Source organism: Collimonas sp. GW821-FHT02H07 (genome assembly GCF_059421505.1).
The window spans coordinates 41466-62095 of record NZ_JBWKVC010000016.1 but is presented as its reverse complement, the minus strand read 5'-3'; the positions used below and the strand labels follow the sequence as shown (position 1 = coordinate 62095).

Annotated in this window: 17 protein-coding genes and 1 tRNA gene; 11 read left to right on the top strand and 7 right to left on the bottom strand. The window is 60.3% G+C overall.

Features of this window, described 5'->3' with window-relative positions; translation table 11 throughout:
• Window positions 1–34: 34 nt before the first annotated feature.
• The 4 genes from AC07V8_RS21475 to AC07V8_RS21460 all read right to left on the bottom strand — a co-directional run bounded on the left by AC07V8_RS21475 (window position 35) and on the right by AC07V8_RS21460 (window position 5697).
• A complete protein-coding gene (locus tag AC07V8_RS21475) occupies window positions 35–466 on the bottom strand; it encodes a gamma-butyrobetaine hydroxylase family protein (RefSeq protein WP_494680135.1) in 432 nt (143 codons plus the stop codon).
• A 21-nt stretch (window positions 467–487) separates the two neighbouring features.
• Window positions 488–916: an HIT family protein gene (locus tag AC07V8_RS21470; RefSeq protein ID WP_494680136.1), complete on the bottom strand. Its 429-nt coding sequence runs from the start codon at window positions 914–916 to the stop codon at window positions 488–490.
• Between the two features lie 2 nt (window positions 917–918).
• On the bottom strand, window positions 919–4935 hold the full coding sequence (locus AC07V8_RS21465) for a DUF3683 domain-containing protein (protein WP_494680137.1): 4017 nt from the start codon (window positions 4933–4935) through the stop codon (window positions 919–921).
• 270 nt (window positions 4936–5205) lie between these two features.
• On the bottom strand, window positions 5206–5697 hold the full coding sequence (locus tag AC07V8_RS21460; RefSeq protein WP_211444425.1) for a YqaA family protein: 492 nt from the start codon (window positions 5695–5697) through the stop codon (window positions 5206–5208).
• A 176-nt stretch (window positions 5698–5873) separates the two neighbouring features.
• Here AC07V8_RS21460 and ilvA point away from each other — a divergent pair, with 176 nt between their 5' ends.
• From ilvA to AC07V8_RS21425, 7 genes are all read left to right on the top strand, one after another.
• Entirely contained in the window at window positions 5874–7400 is a 1527-nt protein-coding gene (ilvA, locus tag AC07V8_RS21455; protein ID WP_494680138.1) for a threonine ammonia-lyase, biosynthetic, read from the top strand.
• Window positions 7401–7541: 141 nt separating this feature from the next.
• Window positions 7542–8381 carry an NADPH-dependent 7-cyano-7-deazaguanine reductase QueF gene (queF, locus tag AC07V8_RS21450; protein ID WP_494680139.1) on the top strand — a complete coding sequence of 280 codons (840 nt, stop codon included), beginning with the start codon at window positions 7542–7544 and terminating at the stop codon, window positions 8379–8381.
• Between the two features lie 132 nt (window positions 8382–8513).
• Window positions 8514–9125: a hypothetical protein gene (locus tag AC07V8_RS21445; RefSeq protein WP_494680140.1), complete on the top strand. Its 612-nt coding sequence runs from the start codon at window positions 8514–8516 to the stop codon at window positions 9123–9125.
• A 297-nt stretch (window positions 9126–9422) separates the two neighbouring features.
• On the top strand, window positions 9423–9899 hold the full coding sequence (locus AC07V8_RS21440; protein ID WP_211444421.1) for a PTS sugar transporter subunit IIA: 477 nt from the start codon (window positions 9423–9425) through the stop codon (window positions 9897–9899).
• Window positions 9900–9947: 48 nt separating this feature from the next.
• Window positions 9948–10895, top strand: coding sequence for an HPr(Ser) kinase/phosphatase (gene hprK / locus AC07V8_RS21435; RefSeq protein WP_038485268.1), 948 nt, complete (start codon window positions 9948–9950; stop codon window positions 10893–10895).
• Between the two features lie 313 nt (window positions 10896–11208).
• On the top strand, window positions 11209–12090 hold the full coding sequence (rapZ, locus tag AC07V8_RS21430; RefSeq protein ID WP_211474372.1) for an RNase adapter RapZ: 882 nt from the start codon (window positions 11209–11211) through the stop codon (window positions 12088–12090).
• A gap of 43 nt (window positions 12091–12133) precedes the next feature.
• Entirely contained in the window at window positions 12134–12760 is a 627-nt protein-coding gene (locus tag AC07V8_RS21425; protein ID WP_494680141.1) for an LON peptidase substrate-binding domain-containing protein, read from the top strand.
• Window positions 12761–12784: 24 nt separating this feature from the next.
• Here the strand turns inward: AC07V8_RS21425 and mutY are convergent, their stop codons facing one another.
• From mutY to mutM, 3 genes are read right to left on the bottom strand one after another with little or no spacing between them, the layout of a single operon-like run.
• Complete coding sequence (gene mutY, locus AC07V8_RS21420) at window positions 12785–13906, bottom strand: A/G-specific adenine glycosylase (protein WP_494680142.1); 1122 nt, start codon at window positions 13904–13906, stop codon at window positions 12785–12787.
• Complete coding sequence (locus AC07V8_RS21415; protein WP_494680143.1) at window positions 13907–15844, bottom strand: dynamin family protein; 1938 nt, start codon at window positions 15842–15844, stop codon at window positions 13907–13909.
• A 50-nt stretch (window positions 15845–15894) separates the two neighbouring features.
• Complete coding sequence (mutM, locus tag AC07V8_RS21410; RefSeq protein WP_494680144.1) at window positions 15895–16716, bottom strand: bifunctional DNA-formamidopyrimidine glycosylase/DNA-(apurinic or apyrimidinic site) lyase; 822 nt, start codon at window positions 16714–16716, stop codon at window positions 15895–15897.
• Window positions 16717–16980: 264 nt separating this feature from the next.
• Here mutM and AC07V8_RS21405 point away from each other — a divergent pair, with 264 nt between their 5' ends.
• The 4 genes from AC07V8_RS21405 (at window position 16981) to AC07V8_RS21390 (ending at window position 20536) form a co-directional block, all read left to right on the top strand.
• Complete coding sequence (locus AC07V8_RS21405; protein ID WP_494680145.1) at window positions 16981–18798, top strand: tetratricopeptide repeat protein; 1818 nt, start codon at window positions 16981–16983, stop codon at window positions 18796–18798.
• Window positions 18795–19460 (top strand): lipoprotein insertase outer membrane protein LolB, encoded by a 666-nt coding sequence (gene lolB / locus AC07V8_RS21400; protein ID WP_494680146.1) that lies wholly within the window; start codon window positions 18795–18797, stop codon window positions 19458–19460. The genes AC07V8_RS21405 and lolB overlap by 4 nt, the downstream gene beginning before the upstream one ends.
• 22 nt (window positions 19461–19482) lie before the next feature.
• On the top strand, window positions 19483–20373 hold the full coding sequence (gene ispE, locus AC07V8_RS21395; RefSeq protein WP_494680147.1) for a 4-(cytidine 5'-diphospho)-2-C-methyl-D-erythritol kinase: 891 nt from the start codon (window positions 19483–19485) through the stop codon (window positions 20371–20373).
• Between the two features lie 86 nt (window positions 20374–20459).
• Window positions 20460–20536 (top strand) — tRNA-Gln (locus AC07V8_RS21390).
• The last annotated feature ends 94 nt before the right edge of the window (window positions 20537–20630 follow it).

Sequence of the window (20630 nt, the reverse complement as noted above, 5' to 3'; positions counted from 1 at the left end):
ACCGGCGGATTTTGCCAAAGCAAAATCCGTTTTTTTATGCGCAGCCGTGGCCGCCTGCGGTCTTGCTGGTCATCGGCAGGTCGCGCCCGGCCTCGCGGCCATGGCCGGCGGCATCCAGACGCTGCAGGTAATCCTCCCACATCGCTTCCTGATCACGGCCCAGCTTGTACAGATAGGCCCAGGTAAAGATGCCGCTGACGTGGCCATCGGAAAAGGTCGGCTTGACAGCGTAATTGCCGACCGGATCGAGCGCCGCCATTTCAACATTGCGCTTGCCGGTCTGCAGCACTTCTTGCCCGGGGCCATGGCCGCTGACTTCGGCCGACGGCGAATACACGCGCATCAGTTCGAACGGCAGCAAAAACACGGCGCCGTCGTCGAAGGCGACTTCCAGCTTGCACGACTGCTTGTGTACTACGAAGGACACCGGCGCGGGCGCCGGGGCTGATTGCTTGGAGCCGGTCATGGAGATTGCCTGTAGAGAGGATTAAAACTGCCCGGAGATGGCGGAACGCAATGCGACCAGCAATGCCTGCCGTTGCTCCAGGGTGGATGGCGACGGCCGCCGTTGCGCCTCGGCCCATACCGGGCTGGGAAAATGCGCATCGTCCGCATAGCGCGGAATCACATGCCAGTGCAGGTGCGGCGTCATGTTGCCGAGGCTGGCCAGGTTGATTTTCTCCGGCTGCATGACGGCGCGCACTATCGATTCCACCTTGCAGACCGCGGCCATCAAGGTGCTGCGATCGGCCACCGGCAGGTCGGTCATTTCCTTGACGTGATCATTCCAGATGACACGGCAGAAACCTGGATAAGAGGCGTCATCGACCAGCACCACGCGGAATTGCTTGGCGTAATGGAGCACCTCCCCACCGTCGCCGTTGCACAGTTCGCAATCAGCTGAATGCATGTTCATGATCACACCAGGATCCGTTCGATGCCGCCGTTGTTGGCGCGCGCAACATAGTCAGGCAACCAGTTCTCGCCCAGCAGGTGACGCGCCATCTCCACCACGATGTAATCGGCGGTAGTGCCGGAATCGTCGTTGTAGCGCGACAAACCCTGCAGGCAGGACGGGCAGGAAGTGAGGATCTTGACGTCGCCGCCAAAACCGTCGGCGCGCAGCTTGTCCGCGCCCTTGTTCATTTCCTCTTCCTTGCGGAAGCGCACCTGCGTCGAGACATCCGGACGGCTGACGCCGAAGGTGCCCGACTCGCCGCAGCAGCGCTCGTTCTTTTCGATCTTGGCGCCGTTGTCTGTCGTAATTAGTGCATTGACCGTCTTCATCGGATCCTGCAGCTTCATCGGGCTATGGCAAGGGTCGTGGTACATATAGCGCGTGCCGCTGACGCCTTCCAGCTTGAGATTCTTCTCCAGCAGGTATTCGTGGATATCGATGATGCGGCAGCCCGGGAAGATCTTGTCGAACTGGTAGCCCTGCAGCTGATCGTAGCAAGTGCCGCAGGAAACGATCACGGTCTTGATGTCGAGATAGTTCAGGGTATTGGCCATGCGATGGAACAGCACGCGGTTGTCGGTGATGATCTTTTCGGCCTTATCGTAGTCGCCCGAGCCACGCTGCGGATAACCGCAGCACAGGTAGCCCGGCGGCAGCACGGTTTGCACGCCGACCTGCCACAGCATGGCTTGCGTCGCCAGGCCCACCTGAGAGAACAGCCGCTCCGAACCGCAGCCCGGGAAATAAAACACGGCTTCGGTATCGGCGGTGGTGCTCTTCGGATCGCGGATGATCGGCACGATCTTGTCGTCTTCGATATCCAGCAAGGCGCGCGCGGTCTTCTTCGGCAGGTTGCCCGGCATCTTCTTGTTGATAAAGTGGATCACCTGCTCTTTGATCGGCGCCTTGCCGACGGTCGCAGGCGGCTTCTTGGTCTGCTTCTTGGCGAATTTCTTCAGCATGTCGTTGCCGAAGCGCTGCGCCTTGAAACCCCAGTCGGTCATGACCTTGCGCGTCATGTTGATGGTGGCCGGATCGGTCGCGTTGAGGAAGAACATCGCGGCCGTAGTGCCGGGATTGAACGATTTCTTGTTCATCTTGCGCAGCAGGTTGCGCATGTTCATCGAGACGTTGCCGAAATCGATATCGACCGGGCATGGCGTCACGCATTTGTGGCAGACGGTGCAATGGTCGGCTACGTCTTCGAATTCTTCCCAATGCTTGATCGAGATGCCGCGCCGGGTCTGCTCTTCGTACAGGAAGGCTTCCACCAACAGCGAAGTGGCCAGGATCTTGTTGCGCGGCGAGTACAGCAGGTTGGCGCGCGGCACATGGGTGGCGCACACCGGCTTGCACTTGCCGCAGCGCAGGCAGTCCTTGACGCTGTTGGCGATGTCGCCGATATCGCTTTGCTGCATGATCAGCGATTCGTGCCCCATCAGGCCGAACGACGGCGTATAGGCATTGCTGAGATCGGCTTCGAAGCCGGGCAGGTTCAACAGCTTGCCCTTGTTGAAGCGGCCTTCCGGATCGACGCGCAGCTTGTAGCTGCGGAAATCCTTGATCTCGTCTTCGGTCAGGAATTCCAGCTTGGTGATGCCGATGCCGTGCTCGCCCGAAATCACGCCGTCCAGCGAACGCGCCAGGGTCATGATGCGCGCCACCGCGGCGTGCGCATCCTGCAGCATTTCGTAGTGGTCGGAATTGACCGGCAAATTGGTATGGACGTTGCCGTCGCCCGCATGCATGTGCAAGGCGACGAACACGCGGCCGCGCAAGACGCGCTTGTGCACCGCGCTGCACTCGTCGAGGATCAGCTTGAAGGAAGCGCCGTTGAAGATCTGCCGCAGCAGAGCCCGCACTTCCTGTTTCCAGGAAACGCGGATGGTGCGGTCCTGCACTACGTCGAACACGCTGGCGTCCGGCTGCTGCAGCAGGCGCTGCTCGAACACGAGGTCGAGTTTTTCCAGGCCGAGCGCGAACAATTGCGGCTTGGCCTCCTGCAGCGGCGTATCCAGGTGTTCCAGCAGATAGGTCCAGCGCGCCTGCACGTTGTCGAGCAGCTGCTCGGCCTGGTGCACGCGGTCTTCCAGGATTTCGGCGGCGGGAATATCGTCGCCGTCGGCGTCGTCGCCCTTGCCCAGCGGCAGATTGCCCTTGAGCAGGAATTCGCGCAGCTCGTCCAGCAGCTGCAGCTTGTTCTTGGCCGACAGTTCGATATTGATGCGCTCGATGCCGTCAGTGTATTCGCCCATGCGGTTGAGCGGAATCACCACGTCTTCATTGATCTTGAAGGCGTTGGTGTGCTTGGCGATGGCGGCCGTGCGGGCGCGGTCCAGCCAGAATTTCTTGCGTGCTTCCGGGCTCACCGCGACAAAACCTTCGCCGACGCGGTTGTTGGCCATGCGCACCACTTCCGAGGCCGCTTGCGCTACCGCGTTTTCATCATCGCCGACGATATCGCCGAAGAGGGCCATCTTGGGCAGTACGCCCCGCTTCGATTTGGTGGTGTAGCCGACTGCGCGCAGATAGCGCTCGTCCAGATGCTCCAGGCCGGCCAGGATCGCCCCGCCCTTCAGGGTCTCGGCATCGAGGAAATCCTTGATCTCGACGATCGATGGAATCGCATCGCGCGCCTGGCCGAAGAATTCCAGGCAGACCGTGCGCGTGTGCTTAGGCATCTTGTGCAGGATCCAGCGCCCGGAGGTGATCAAACCGTCGCAGCCTTCTTTTTGAATGCCAGGCAAACCCGCCAGGAATTTATCGGTGACGTCCTTGCCCAGGCCTTCCTTGCGGAACACGCGCCCGGCGATTTCCAGGATCTCGGTCTTGAACGGCTTTTCGCTTGGCCGGCCTTTTTCGGCCGGATGGCGCCATTCCAGCTGGAAGCGCGCCAGCGGCGTGTCGTGGATCTTGCCGAGGTTGTGGTCGAGACGGGTGACGTCAAGCCAGTCGCCGTTCGGGTCGACCATGCGCCAGCTTGCCAGGTTGTCGAGCGCAGTGCCCCACAACACGGCTTTCTTGCCGCCGGCGTTCATGGCGATGTTGCCGCCGACGCAGGACGCTTCGGCCGAGGTCGGATCGACCGCGAACACGAAGCCGGCCTTTTCGGCGGCGTCGGAAACGCGCTTGGTGACCACGCCTGCGCCCGAATAAATCGTGGCGTACTCTTTATCCAGCCCTGGCAGGACCGCCATTTCGACCGCGCCCAGCTGCTCCAGTTTTTCAGTGTTGATGACTGCCGACAAAGGCGTCAGCGGAATCGCGCCGCCGGTATAGCCGGTGCCGCCGCCGCGCGGGATGATGGTCAGGCCGAGTTCGATGCAGCCCTTGACCAGACCGGCCATCTCGTCTTCGCCGTCCGGCGTCAGCACCACGAACGGATACTCGACGCGCCAGTCGGTGGCGTCGGTCACGTGCGAAACGCGCGACAGGCCGTCGAACTTGATGTTGTCCTTGGCGGTATAGCGGCCCAGGATCTTGTTGGCGCGCTTGCGCAAATCGTAGGTCTGGCGGAATTCGTCGGCGAAAGCGGCAATCGCCTTGCGGGCGGCAGCCAGCAGCGCTTCGACATTCTCGCTGCGCTTCTTCGCTTCTTCATCGTTGACGGCGTCGCCGCTGTCGGCCTGGTCGGTGACGATGCGCCGCTTGTCGACTTCGCTGAGGCGATGATGCAGCGCGTCAATCAGGGCTTGGCGACGCTTGGGATTGTCCAGCATGTCGTCCTGCAAATACGGATTGCGGCGCACCACCCAGATATCGCCCAGCACTTCATACAGCATGCGGGCGGAGCGGCCGGTCTGGCGTTTGCCACGCAATTCGTCGAGCAAGCGCCAGGACGCTTCGCCTAACAGACGAATCACGATCTCGCGATCGGAAAACGAGGTGTAGTTATAGGGGATCTCGCGCAATCGCGTAGGGGTGGCGCCTTGTGGCGCATCTGACAATAATGCCTGGATTTTGACTGGGGCGTTCATTGGTCTTGAGAAGTTGGCTACTGCTGCTGAATCAGCATTTTAGCTGATTGCGCCCGTTCGCGACGGCAAGCAGTCGATTTGTGCAGTGCAAGATACAGACTACAACATTCGGTTGACTTATAGCCTATTCATATGAAATTAATTAATACAATTAATTTCCATAATTTGATAGTTATCTGATCCAAACGAATTTCAAAGAAACATGCAAACCAGCGTTGATTCAGGGAAATTGATCGTAGCGCACTGCAAAAAACACGGCTTATTTTCAGCTCACGCCAGCCAGCTCGCGACCTCGCGCCAGAAGCCGTCAGGCACATTCAGCAGCAGCCAGACCACCAGGATGTAGCGCAGGAATTTGCCGATCGCCATGTACATGAGCGAGGGCCAGAACGGCAGCTTGAGCCAGCCGCCGAGGGTGCAGATCGGATCGCCGACGCCCGGCACCCAGGCCAGGAGCATGGTTTTCGCGCCATAGCGTTCCAGCCAGCCGAACCAGCTGCTGCCGCGCTCGCGCGCGAACGCCTGCTTGGCGCCGTAGCCCATCCAGTAATCGACCGCCCCGCCCAAGGTGTTGCCCAGCGTGGCGACGAAGATCACCGGCCAGAACAGCGCGCCATTGGCTTTGACCACGGCGAACACCGCCGGCTCTGAGCCCAGCGGCAGCAAGGTGGCGGCGACGAAGCTGATGATAAAAACGGAAGTCAGGCCGACGCTGGGCACGGCCAGGGTCTTGAGCAGCCATAAAACGGCGGATTCGATCATAAAAGCAATTCATAAAGACGGCAGACCGGCCACGCATGGCGGCTCGAAATGAGACGGATTGCGGTGCGGCCGAGAAAACCTGGTGGCGCTGAAAAAGCCCTCCATTATAATGACCGGCTGTTTCCCGCAGCCTGATCCTGTTGCCGACCACGTTTCACCCACCACTGACTAACGACATGACCACAGACTATTTGCAAAAAATCCTCACCGCCCGCGTCTACGACGTCGCGGTCGAAACCCCGCTTGAACTGGCGACAACGCTCTCGCAGCGAATTGAAAACCAGATTTATTTCAAGCGCGAGGATATGCAAAGCGTGTTCAGCTTCAAATTGCGCGGCGCCTACAACAAGGCCGCCAGCCTGACGCCGGCGCAGCTCAAGCGCGGCATCATCTGCGCATCGGCCGGCAACCATGCCCAGGGCCTGGCGCAGTCCGCCGCCAAGCTCGGCTGCCGCGCGGTCATCGTGATGCCGAAGACCACGCCGCAGATCAAGATCGACGGCGTCAAGGCGCGCGGCGGCGAAGTGGTCTTGTTCGGCGATTCCTATACCGATGCCTATAACCACGCGCTGACGCTGGAGAAAAAGCTCAAGCTGACCTTCGTCCATCCTTTCGACGATCCTTACGTGATCGCCGGCCAGGGCACCATCGGCATGGAAATCCTGCGCCAGCACGCCGGCCCCATCCATGCGATCTTCGTGCCGATCGGCGGCGGCGGCCTGATCGCCGGCATCGCCGCCTATGTCAAGGCGGTGCGCCCCGAGATCAAGATCATCGGCGTGCAAACCACCGATTCCGACGCCATGGCGCGCAGCCTGAAGGCCGGCCGCCGCGTGACGCTGCCGGATGTCGGCCTGTTCGCCGACGGCACCGCGGTCAAGCTGGTGGGCGAAGAAACCTTCCGCCTGGCGCGCCTGTATGTCGATGAAGTGATCCTGGTCGATACCGATGCGGTTTGCACCGCGATCAAGGATGTGTTCCAGGACACCCGCAGCATTCTTGAACCTTCCGGCGCACTGGCGGTGGCCGGCGCCAAAGCCTATGTCGAACGCGTCAAGGGCACGCGCAAGGCCATCAAGAACCAGACCCTGGTCACCATCGCCTCCGGCGCCAACATGAATTTCGACCGCTTGCGCTTTGTCGCGGAAATGGCCGATATCGGCCAGTTGCGCGAAGCGGTGTTCGCCGTCACCATCCCGGAACAGCGCGGCAGTTTCCGCCGTTTCTGCGAGCTGGTCGGGCCGCGCAACGTCACCGAATTCAACTACCGCATCAGCGATGAAAAAACCGCCCACGTGTTTGTCGGCGTGCAGACGTCGAGCCGCGACGAAGCCAGCCAGATCGCCAGGAACTTCGAGAAGCACGGCTTCGATACGCTCGACCTGACCCATGACGAACTGGCCAAGGTCCACGTACGCCACCTGGTGGGCGGCAAGAGCGCACTGGCGCAGGACGAATTGCTGTACCGCTTTGAATTTCCCGAGCGGCCGGGCGCGCTGATGCGCTTTTTAGATTCGATGGCGCCCAACTGGAACATCAGCCTGTTCCATTACCGCAGCCAGGGCGGCGATGTCGGCCGTATCCTGGTCGGCCTGCAGGTGCCGAAAAAGGAAATGAAAGCGTTCCGTACTTTCCTTTCCAGCCTCGGCTATCGTTATTGGGACGAGAGCAGCAATCCGGTCTACAAGCTGTTCCTCGGCTAAGTTGCACGACTCGCTTGCGGCGCAAGGCCGCAAGCGGGCATCATGGTTTCTGACAAGCGCAAATACCAGCAATTAAGCGGCTCATATCAGGAACATCATGCTTATCTGGCAAAATACTGCTTTTAAGTACAAGCAAAAGCCATGACCACACCAAATACACCCGACGCCTCGCCGCTCGGCAAACCCGCCGCCTACCAGACGCAGTACCAGCCTTCACTGCTATTTCCGATCGCCCGCCAGGGCAAGCGCGACGAAATCGGCGTCAGCGGCACCTTGCCTTTTTTCGGCGTCGACATCTGGAATGCGTATGAAGTGTCCTGGCTTAACGCACGCGGCAAACCCCAGGTTGCCATCGCCACGTTTACCGTGCCGGCCGATTCCCCGAATATCGTCGAGTCGAAGTCGTTCAAGCTATACCTGAACTCCTTCAATCAAACCAAGCTGGCCGATGCCGATGCCTTGCTGCAGTTGTTGCGCAACGATTTGTCGGCCGGCTTCGGCGCGCCGGTGCACGTCACGCTGACCACGGCCGATGCCTTTGCCAGCCAAAAAATACAAGAACCGCAGGGCTTGCTGCTGGACCGGCTGGATATCGAAGTCGACGAATACCAGCCGAATCCCTCGCTGCTGAAGACGGATCCGAACAAGATTGTCATTGAAGAAACGCTGGTCTCGCATCTGCTGAAATCGAATTGCCTGGTGACCGGCCAGCCGGATTGGGGCAGCGTGCAGATCCACTATGTCGGCGCGGCCATCGACCAGGAAAGCCTGCTGCGCTACCTGATCAGCTTCCGCGACCATAACGAATTCCATGAGCAATGCGTGGAACGCATTTTTATGGACATCATGCGCAACTGTGCGCCGCAAAAACTGTCTGTATACGCCCGCTATACCCGCCGCGGCGGCCTGGACATCAACCCCTGGCGCAGTAATTTCTCCACCGGGCAGCCCCCTTCGAATTGGCGTCAGGCAAGGCAGTAGCACACAATTCGTTACATTTGTAGCAAAAAGACCGCACTTAAGCAGATAAATAGGCATTAAATTGGCGGGGATATTGACGTGTTGTCACTATACGTCTAACGTACCACCTCGCTGTAAAGGACTCTATATTTCATGACAATTTTTTCTCGCTTCACCGCCGTCAAAAGGACCGCGATATTCTCCGGCATGACTGCAATCGCCGCCGTGTGCGCCCCGGCCCACGCTCAGGAAACCCCGGACACCACCGGCTGGTTCAGCAAAACCCTCACCCAAACCCAGGACAGGCTGAGCAACATCGCCAACAATGGCGATATGGAAGTGTATCTGTCAGGCTACGCCTACCACGGCCGCCATACCTATACCGAAGAAAAGATCCGGGAGCTGAATGAAAAGGCCTGGGGCCTGGGCGGCGGCCGCACCATCCGCAATGCCGACGGCAACGACGAATCGCTGTACCTGTTCGCCATCCGCGACTCCCACTTCAAGCCGCAGATCATGGCCGGCTATGCCTATGAGTGGATCTGGAACGTGCCCAAGACCCCGGTCGAAGTCGGCGCCGGCTACACCGCCATGCTGATGAGCCGCCAGGATTACTTCGGCGGCTTCCCGTTTCCGATTGCCTTGCCGGTCCTGTCGCTGGGCGTCAAGGGCGCCAAGCTGATGGGTTCTTACGTGCCGCGCCTGTCCCAGAACAAGGGCAATGGCGACGTCTGGCTGGTATTCGCGCGCTTCGAAGTTAAGTAAAACACCAGGCTTTTCAGCGAGAGGCATCATTGCAAGTTGATGTTGTTGGCCGGAATCAAGTCTATAATTCGGATTGGGTGTCGCCAATAGAAACGACATCGGCGCCGTAGCCCGAGCCATGCCGGCTTGGACCAGACCGGGGGAGGCGTGTAGTAAAATCTGCGCTCACGTAACAGGGAGCCGCAGCCTACCCCCCGAACCTGGCATGTTTTCGACATGCTGCGGCAGGTTTTTAGCGATGGCGGCTCTGCTGAGTAAGACAAACCATCCATACTGGACCGCATACCAATTTGTATTATGACTAATCTTGCAAAAATCCTGCCCGCACAAAATGTGGCGCTGGATCTGGAAGTCTCCAGTAAAAAACGCGCTTTCGAACAAGCCGGTTTACTCTTCGAAAACAACTGCGGCATTGCCCGCTCTACCGTCTCCGATAACCTGTTTGCGCGCGAACGCCTCGGCTCCACCGGACTGGGCCACGGCGTTGCCGTGCCGCACGGCCGGGTCAAGGGCTTGAAAGCGCCATTGGCGGCATTCGTCCGCCTGGCCGAACCGATTCCGTTTGAATCGCCGGACGGCGAGCCGGTCAGCCTGCTGGTTTTCCTGCTGATTCCAGACAACGTCACCCAGCAGCACCTGGAAATCCTGTCGGAAATCGCCGAAATGTTTTCCAGCGACGCCTTCCGCCAGATCCTCGCCAGCGATCCCGATCCGGCCTCGGTGCATGCCCACATTGTCTCTTGGCAGCCCATGGGCACGGAAAATGCGACATAATTGACAGGAGGGCAACCGCCCGCCCAATTACCATGTCAGATGCCAACCATGCCAGCTTCCACGCCCCTCTCGATCCAGCAACTGTATGACGAAAACCGCGAGTCGCTGCAACTAGGCTGGTTTGCAGGTTTCCCCGGCGGCGAACGCCTGATTTCCGGCGACGCCGCTTCGGCCGCCGACCAGGTCGGTCACTTGAACCTGATCCACCCGGGCCGCATCCAGGTCTTCGGCCATCAGGAAACCGAGTACTACCAGCGCCTGTCGGCTACCTCACGGGTCTACCAGACCGCCGAACTGGTGGCAGGCGCGCCGCCGGCATTCATCATTGCGCAAGGACTGGCGACGCCGCCCGACATCCTTGAAATCTGCGACGAAAAGAATATCCCGCTGTTTTCCACGCCGCTGCCCGCGGCCCAGGTGATCGATTACCTGCGCGTGTACCTGTCGAAGAAACTGGCGCAGCGCATCACCATGCACGGCGTGTTCATGGATGTGCTGGGCGTCGGCGTCCTGATCACCGGCGAATCCGGCCTCGGCAAAAGCGAGCTGGGGCTGGAACTGATTTCGCGCAGTCACGGCCTGGTGGCCGACGATGCGGTCGAATTCGCGCGCATCGCGCCCAACATGATCGAAGGACGCTGTCCGCATCTGCTGCAGAACCTGCTGGAAGTGCGCGGCCTCGGCCTGCTCGACATCAAGACCATCTTTGGCGAAACCGCGGTGCGCCGCAAGATGCGCCTCAAGCTGATCGTCCACCTGGTGCGCCGCGCGACGCTGGAAGAAAACTACGAACGGCTGCCGCTCGACGCCCATACCCAGGAAGTGCTGGGACTGGCGATCCGCAAGGTCATCATCCCGGTGGCCGCCGGCCGCAACATCGCGGTGCTGCTGGAAGCCGCGGTGCGCAATACCATACTGCAGCTGCGCGGCATCGACACACTCAAGGATTTCATCGCGCGGCAACGGATTGCGATGGACAGCGATAGCGATCTGTAGGGTGGGCACCTGTGCCCACGCGTGACCTATGCGCATCTGCCGTCCAAGAGGTATGGCCGTCTGTGCCCACGCGTGACCTATGCATATCTACCGTCCAAACTGTATCGGCCGTCACGCGTGGGCAGAAAAACTTGCCCACCCTACGCTACTAGACAGAAAGTACATAACGAAACAAAGCCGCAGGCGCAGCCGACGCACGATTCCTGCCCGTCACATATAAAATACGGAGTTGCAGATTCGGCGGCATGCGATCCATGCCCCTTTCAATCCGGACACTTCCTGTAAAACCCGCGACTTACGGTATCATTCTCCAATGCGCATTATTCTTATCACCGGCATCTCCGGTTCCGGCAAATCAGTCGCTCTTCGGGTGCTCGAAGACGCGGGTTATTTTTGCGTCGACAATCTGCCGCCGGTCTTGCTGCGCGAGCTGGTCGCCGCGCGCCAGCATGAAGGCGCGCAGATGCTGGCGGTAGCCACCGACGCCCGCAGCGCCGATTCGCTGGCCGGCCTGCCAAGCGATATCCAGCAACTGCGGGCCGAAGGGCACGACGTCAAGGTATTCTTCCTGACGGCGCAGACTGAATCGCTGATCGCGCGTTTTTCCGAGACCCGCCGCAGCCACCCGCTGTCGCACCGGCTGCGCCCCGGCCAGAATCCGAGCGACCGGCTGACCCTGACCGAATGCATCCTGATCGAACGCGAGATGCTGGTCGAGATCGAGAGCATCGGCCATACCATCGATACTTCCGACATGAGCGCCAACCGCTTGCGCAGCTGGATCAAGGAGCTGGTCGATACCGAACCGGCGCCGCTGACCCTGCTGTTCGAATCGTTTGCCTTCAAGCGCGGCGTGCCGCTGGACGCCGACCTGGTGTTCGATGTGCGAATGCTGCCGAACCCGCACTACGACATCAAGCTGCGGCCGCTGACCGGACGCGACCAACCTGTGATCGCTTTCCTGGAAGGCTTGCCCAAGGTGAGCGACCTGCTGGGCGACATCCGCAATTTTGTCGAAAAATGGCTGCCTGAATTCAAGGACGACAACCGCAGTTACCTGACGGTGGCGATCGGCTGCACCGGCGGCCAGCATCGCTCCGTATATATGGTGGAACAGCTGGCGGAGTATTTCCAGGTGTCGGAACGCGTAGTGCGACGCCATCGCGAACTGGCCAAGCACGCCGGCGACCGCTAATCAAAGCCGCAGTTCATCCTCTCAGCCGTTCACTTCTTTTTCCATGCCCGAAAACAATTCCTGGATTCCGTTATTTCCCCTGAATGCCGTCCTGTTCCCCGGCGGCGTCTTGCCGCTCAAGGTTTTTGAAACACGCTACCTGGACATGCTGCGCGCCTGCATGAAAAGCGGGCAGCAGTTCGGCGTGGTGCTGATCAAGTCCGGACAGGAGGTGGGGATGGCGGCGGAGCCAGAAAACGTCGGCTGCCTGACCCGCATCACCGAATGGGACATGCAAGACCTGGGCGTGATGATGCTGCGCACCGAAGGCAGCCAGCGCTTCCGCATCCTGCAGCAGCGGGTATTGCCGGACCAGCGCCTGGAGGCGCAGATAGAATTAATCGACGCCGATCCGGCGACCACGCCGGATGAAGTGCACCTGCAATGCGCGGGCACGCTGAAGCTGGTGATCGACGATATCAACAAGAAGGGACGCGCCACGCACGGCGTGGATTACGCCAGTCCGTTTTCATTGCCGGTGCAATTCGACAATGCCGGCTGGGTAGCCAACCGCTGGTGCGAAATCCTGCCGATTCCTTTGAAAGCGCGGCAAAAACTGCTGGAGCTGACCGACGGCCGCGAGCGGCTGGGCATCGTTCATCAGTACCTCCTGCAGCACAACATCATCTAGCAAATCCTGGCCTGCGCGCCTGGCTCAGGCAAACAGGTCAGCCTCGCGGAAAACTTCCAGCAACAGTTTCTTGACCGGCGCCGGCAGCGGCGCGTCCGCCAGCCTGTCGGCTGGATACCAGACGTGGCCGGACTCGGCGATGCCGTCCAGCCGCTGCGCCAGCGTAATCTGGAACGGCGCGATATGCAGCTTGAAATGGGTGAACACGTGGGTGAAGCCTGATAGCGCTTCATACGAGGCAATGTTGCCGAAGGCTGCCGTGGCGCGCTCCAGCGCTGTCGCGACATCGCCTTCCGGCGCCACTTCCGGCAGCGACAGCAAGCCGCCCCAGATGCCGCTGTCGGGACGCTGCTCCAGCAAGACCTGGCCTTGGTCGACGATGACCAGCATGCCGGTATGCTTTTCCGGGATGGCTTTCTTCGGCTTGCGCACCGGCAGTTCCGCGGTGCGGCCACTGGCCAGCGCGACGCAGCGCTGCGCCAGAGGGCAAGTCTGGCAAGACGGCTTGCTGCGCGTGCACAGGGTCGCGCCCAGATCCATCAAGCCTTGCGTATATGACTCCACGCCCTGCTGCGGCAGCAGCGCTACCGCGCGCTGCCACATCGCATCTTCCACCGGCTTGGCGCCGGGATAGCCTTCAATCCCGAATACCCGCGCAAACACGCGCTTGACGTTGCCGTCCAGGATGGCGGCCTGTACGCCATAGGAAAAGGCGGCGATGGCGGCGGCAGTGGAACGGCCGATGCCGGGCAAGTCTTGCAGCAGCGCCGGATCGCGCGGGAAGATGCCGCCATGCTCGGCCACTACGCGCTGCGCGCAGCGGTGCAGATTGCGGGCGCGGGTGTAATAACCCAGTCCGCTCCAGTGCGCCATCACGGCTTCGCTCGGTGCGGCAGCCAGCGATTGCACATCGGGAAAGCTGGCCAGGAACTTCTGGTAATAGGGAATCACCGCCGCCACCTGTGTTTGCTGCAGCATGATTTCAGACAGCCAGACGCGATAAGCATCGCGCGTCTGCTGCCACGGCAAGGCGTGGCGGCCATGCTGCTTCTGCCACGCGATCACCGCCGCGGAAAAAGACGGATCGGCATACTGCGCGGCTATCTGTTCTGACGGAATACTGCTGCTACTGACTACACGTTTCATTTATACGGCAACTTTCATCGGCGCCAGCTCGCTGCCCAGCGCATTTCTCAAATCGTTCTCCAACGCCATCAGGGTGTTTCTTTGCGCAGTCAATTCATTCTGCAGCATTTCCACCGACTGGATTTTTTCTTCCAGGCTGTCGATCGCCACGTGCACCCGTTCTATCGAATCGGTACGCTGCTTGAGCTGCGACTTGTGCGCGCGGATCTGTTCTTCCAGCGGCGCCATCACCACCTTGAGCCAGGCGTCGACATCGCGGTTGGCTTGCAGGAAGCTCTGCTTGACGCGCGAGGCGATCGAATCGAAGAATTTCTGCATCAGCACCACCTGGCTGGTCTTCACCAGCGTCACCGTGCCGAACTGGCGATGATACGCGGCTTCGATCACGCCGATTTCCTTGCGATACTTATCCAGCGAAAACGGCATCGGCGTCGACAATGCCAGGCCGTGTTCGGTCGAAAACTTGCGGTACATGATGGTCATCATTTCCGAGATTTCATCGGTCTTCTGGCCCGACAGCATCAGGTTTTCCTGCGAATTGTCGAAGAACTCCTTGACCGCGTGACGGAAGCCGGCAGTGAACATGCTGCCCTCCATGGTTTCGCGCGTCTTGCGGATTTCTTCTTTCAGCAAGCCCATGCCCAGCGTCGTGAAGACGCCGGCCGAGAGGCGTGCAAACACCGTGCGCGTCCCCTGCAATTTGAGCAAGCTCTCGTCGAATTCCTTTTTCTCGATATCGATGCGCTTCATCATATGGCTGATGATGGAAGTATTCTTGCCGCGCAGGCTCTTCAGCTCCAGCAACTGCTCCACCACGCTGCGGATATGCGCCGACATCAGGGCTTGCTTGGTGACGGTCAGGTCATGGATGTCGGCGATCAGCTGCGAACGGATGATGTCGCGCTTGGCCGGGATCAGCTCGCGCGACAGGGCGTTCTCCAGCGTCGGCAAGCGGCTCCGGCGCAACAGGTCGGGCTCGCCGTTGATCTTGCCGACCAGCCCCTTCTGCGCAGAGACCGGATAGACCTGCGCCTCCGACAAGCCCAGCGTATGCGCCACGTTGGACACCTGCTTGCTGATCTGCTGCTCGACCTCGAACGGCGAGCGCAGCTCATCCCACATGCTGTCGATCTTGTTGAGCACCACCATGCGGCCGGCGCCGCTGCCGATATGATGGCGCCAGACATCGATGTCGCTCTTGGTGACGCCGGTATCGGCGGCCAGGATGAACAATACCGCGTGGGCATTGGGAATCAGGTTGAGCGTCAGTTCCGGCTCGGTGCCGATGGCGTTCAGGCCCGGCGTGTCGATAATCACCAAGCCCTCCTTCAGCAAGGGATGCGGGAAGTTGACGATGGCGTGGCGCCACTGCGAAATCTCGACCCGGCCGAGGACGTCGACCGCGACCGCGGCGTCGGGATCGTCTTCATCGTACAAGCCATACAGCTTGGCCTCTTCCACCGGCACCCATTTGGTCAGGCTGACCTGCTTGAAGGCTTCCAGCATGCCGTCGGTCGACGAGATGTCCAGCGGCAGCACGGTCCAGACGTGGTGCACGCCCTTGTAATCGCTGGTCGACTGCGATTCGGCGCGGGTTTCAATCGGCAGCAGCCGGATGCAGGACGGGAACGAGGGATCGTACAGCAGCTCGGTCGGGCACATGGTGGTGCGGCCGGCGGCCGACGGCAAGATGCGCTGGCCGTAGTCGGCGAAGAAGATCGCGTTGATCAGCTCTGATTTCCCGCGCGAGAATTCGGCCACGAAGGCGATCGACAGTTTATCGTCGGTCAGCCGCGCCAGCGCGCGCTCTATGCGCTGTTCGCTGGCGATATCCGACAATTTCGATGCGCTCGCCCAAGTCTGGTAACGCCGCAGTGCGCCCGCCACGCCGGTACGCCACTCACTGTATTCCTGGAATTTCTGAACTAGATTACTCACTGTCGCTCTCGCCTATCGTTTCTGATATTTTTGATGATTATTTCTGGAATTCATTTCTGGCACGTCTTGCAATAAAACGTCGACCGCTGCCCCTGTTTGATCTGCGAAATCAGCGCTCCGCAATTTCTGCATGGCAACCCAGCACGATCATAGACGAAATAACTCTGTTGGAAGTAGCCGGATTGGCCATCGGCGCCAATAAAATCGCGCAAAGTGCTGCCGCCCTTCTCAATCGCCGCCGCTAAAATTATCCGAATGGCATCAACCAGCCGCTCATAGCGCGCCAGGCTGATGCGGTGCGCCGGCGTTTTCGGATTGATGCCGGCGCGGAACAGGCTCTCGGAAGCGTAGATATTGCCGACCCCGACCACGATATCACCCGCCAGCAGCACTTGCTTGATCGGCGCGCTACGCTTACGCGTCTCCTTATACAGGATCTGCGCCGAAAAAACCTGCTCCAGCGGCTCCAGCCCGAGACCGGCCAGCAGCAGGTGCTGCTCCAGCGGGCCGTCGGCGTCGGCATGCCACAGCACGGCGCCGAAGCGGCGCGGATCGGTCAGCCGCAGCAGCTGCTGGCCGACCACCAGGTCGAAATGGTCATGCTTTTGCGGCGCCGTGCCGAGCTCAAGGATGCGCAGATGGCCGGACATCCCCAGGTGGATCAGCAGCGTGCCGTGATCGAAACGCAGCAGCAGATACTTGCCGCGGCGCTCGACCCGCAGCACGGGACGGCCCACCAGCAGCGCCGGCAAGTCTTGCGGGAACGGCCAGCGCAAACCGCTGTGACGAAAAACGACAGCGGTGACCACACGGCCATCCAGATGCGGCGCAACGCCGCGGCGGGTCACTTCTACTTCAGGTAGTTCTGGCATAGGTCTTTAATTCCGGAGACAGGCTTGAGCAGCAACTGACAAAATCTGTCGCGAACTCTCCTGCTCCAGGCTGATCGGATAAATAGTTAAAAAGCAGATAAATAAGATCTGCAATTACAAAGGGCGGCAATTGCATGGCGCCGCCCGATACATTTTTTGAAACAAAACTCCCGCCCGCCGCCGCGCATTGCCTTCTGGTTGGGCGTAAAATCAGGATTACCTCTGAAATTCAGAACTCACCGCTGACAAGCTAGGATATGTCCCTTGAAAAAAGCTCTTGCCATTGTAACGCTCTCCACCCTGCTGTCGGCTTGCGCCTCTGTAACGCCAAGCAACAACGATGCCACAAGCGCTGATGCCCAGCCTGCCGCAACGCCGGCAGCAAGCGCGGCGGCCAGTCCGGAGCAACTCAAGGCGCGCAAGCTGGCGACCCGCGCCATGCCGGTCAAGCCGCCCGAGGAACATTTGCCGGCCGTGCCGCTGACCAAGGAAATCCTGTTCAAGGTGCTCAGTTCGGAAATCGCTTTCCAGCGCGGCAGCTGGCAATCCGCCTATGTGACCTTGCTGGGCGCCGCGCAGCAGACGCGCGACCCGCGCCTGGCGCGCCGCGCGGCCGAGATGGCGCTGGGCGCCAAACAGGCCGCCGAAGCACTGGTGGCGATCCGCCTGTGGCGCGAGCTGGCGCCCGATTCGGAAGAAGCGACCCAGTACTATCTTGGCTTCATCATGCTCAGCAATAACCTGGCCGAAGCCAGGCCGATCCTGGAAAAGCGCCTGCTGGACGCGCCGCCCCAGGCGCGCGGCGTCATGATGCTGCAAATCCAGCGCCTGCTGATGCGGGCGCAGGACAAACCCGGCGCCTTCGCTCTGCTGGAACAGCTGGTGGCACCTTACACGGCGATGGCGGAAGCCCACCTGGCGCTGGCGCAGGAAGCCTTCAGCATCGGCAACGCCACGCGCGCCAAGGAAGAAGCGCAAATCGCCCTGAACCTGAAACCGGATTCAGAACTGGCGATCCTGACCAGCGCGCAAGTGGCGGCAGACAGCAAGGAAGTCGAGCGCATCCTGACCGATTTCCTGAAAAAATATCCCGGTTCGCGTGAAGTGCGGGTGGCTTATGCGCGCACCCTGATCGACCAGAAGCAGTACGAGAAGGCCCGCAGCCAGTTCGAGATCCTGCTGAAAAGCGACAAGCAGGACGCCACCACCTTGCTGGCGCTCGGCCTGCTGAATGCGCAGATCGGCGACACCCTGGCAGCCGAGCGTTACCTGACCAGCTATCTCGACCAGCTCGCCAAGCATCCGGACGAAGCGCGCGACAGCACCCAGGCCTTGCTGATCCTGGCGCAGATCGCAGCCGACCGCAACGACACCGACACCGCCCTCAAATGGCTGTCGCAAGTCGAACCGGGCGATGCTTACCTGGATGCGCAGCTGCGCCGAGCCCAGCTGCTGTCGAAGCGCGGCGACCTCGATGGCGCGCGCCGGGTGCTGGCTGAAATCGACACCAACGGCGAGCGTGAAAAAACCCAGGTGACCCAGGTCGAAGCCCAATTGCTGCGCGAAGCTAACCATCCGCAGGAAGCGTTCAAGGTGCTGGAAACCGCGCTCAAGGCGCAGCCGGACAACGCCGACCTGCTGTACGACTACGCCATGATGGCGGAGAAGCTCGACAACCTGAGCACCATGGAAAGCGCGCTGCGCAAGCTGATCGCGATCGCGCCGGAAAACCAGCAGGCCTACAACGCGCTCGGCTATTCGCTGGCGGAACGCAATATCCGTTTGCCGGAAGCGCTGGTCCTGATCCAGAAAGCGCTGACCCTGGCGCCGCAAGATCCTTTCATCGTCGACAGCATGGGCTGGGTGCAATACCGCCTGGGCAACCTGGACGAAGCCGAGACGCGGCTGCGCACTGCCTACGGCTTGCTGCCCGATCCTGAAATCGCCGTGCACCTGGGCGAAGTGCTGTGGGTCAAGGGACAAAAGACCGATGCGCAAAAACTGTGGCGCGAAGTGCGGCAGAAGGATCCACAGAACGACGCCCTGAAGAATACCTTGGCACGACTGCGCGCGAACATATGATGCGCACCGTCCGCAACACCACGAAGCCGTCGGCGCTGCGCCGTGCCGGCCTGGGCGCGCTGATGCTGGCCGCCATGGCATTGAGCGGCTGCAGCACCCTGCCGTCTTCGGGCGACACTGCGGCGGCCGGCGCCGGCAGCGCCGCCGCGCGCCAGTATCGCCAGGCCATCGACGTCAGCGGCCGGCTGTCCCTGCGCTATCAGCAGGACGGCAAGCAGCAGGCCATGTACGGCAGCTTCACCTGGTCGCAAAGCAAGCAGGAAACCGCCATCACCCTGCTTTCGCCGCTGGGGCAAACGCTCGCCACCATCAATATCGGCGCCGGCCAGGCCACCCTCAAACAAGCCGGCCAGCCGCCGCGCATCGCCAGCGACGTCGATGCCTTGACGGTGCAGGCGCTGGGCTGGCCGCTGCCGATCGCCGGCTTGCGCGATTGGCTGCAGGGCTTTGGCGAAGATGCCGGCGGCCAGCGCTTTACGGCGACCCCGAACGCCGACGACAGCTTCAGCGTCACCACCGCCGACAAGTGGCTGATCCAGTACAGCAACTGGCAAGACAGCGGCGCCGAGAGCTATCCGAAACGGATAGACCTGGCGCGCAATACCGCGCAGGCTGGCGAAGTGGCTATCCGCATCGCCATCAGCAGCCGCCAATCGCATTGAACCTCGCATACAGAACTTCGCAATGACACGCACGCTGAACAACTGCCCCGCGCCAGCCAAGCTGAATTTATTCCTGCACGTCACCGGCCGCCGGCCGGATGGCTATCATCTGCTGCAAACCGTGTTTCAGCTGGTCGACTTCAACGACCTGTTGCACTTCGAACTGCGCGACGACGACCAGATCCGGCGCAGCACCGATATTCCCGGCGTGCCTGAGGAAAGCGATCTGATTGTGCGCGCCGCCAGGCTGCTGCAAAGCGCTATCCGGCAAAAGGCTGCCGCGCTTGCCGTAGCGACGCCGGCGCCCATGGGCGCGAATATCGGCATTGAAAAAAACCTGCCGATGGGCGGCGGTCTTGGCGGCGGCTCTTCCGATGCAGCCACCACGCTGATGGCGCTCAACCACCTCTGGCAAGGCGGCCTGTCGCGCCGGGAATTGATGGCTTTGGGCCTGCAATTGGGAGCGGATGTACCGTTTTTCCTGTTCGGGCGGAACGCATTTGCAGAAGGCATCGGAGAATCGCTGCAAAAGCTTGACACCCCGGGGCTATGGTTCGTTATAATTCAGCCCGGCGTAACAATTCCGACAGAAATAATTTTTTCATCTTCGGAATTGACAAGGAATACGAAACCCGTCAAAATGACGGACTTTTCGATAGGTACTAAAAAACTTTTCGGAAAAAACGATCTGGAAACCGTGGCGGCAAGCAAGTTCCCGGAAGTTGCAGCAGCCATCAAATGGCTAGGCAATTACGGAGACGCCAGGATGACCGGCTCAGGTGCTTGTGTTTTTTGTGCTTTTACCGAAGAACACGACGCTGACGAGGTGCTGAAATCGGTGCCTGCCCAGTGGAAAGCATGGAAAGCCAAGGCGATGCAGGAACATCCTCTCGCCGGATTGTTGGATAGTTAGTTGAGTTGCACAGAATTCGGTTTAGCATCAGATTCAAGCGCAGCAGATAGTGCCGGCGCGGATTTATGGTAGACAACAAGTTGCGTAGGGGAATCGCCAAGCTGGTTAAGGCACTGGATTTTGATTCCAGCATTCCAAGGTTCGAATCCTTGTTCCCCTGCCATTAAATACGGACAATGATGTCCAGCAGCAATTAGTCTTATAGCGGCAGCAAGATACGCCGCATCAGAAATACAACACTGCACACAGCGAACACA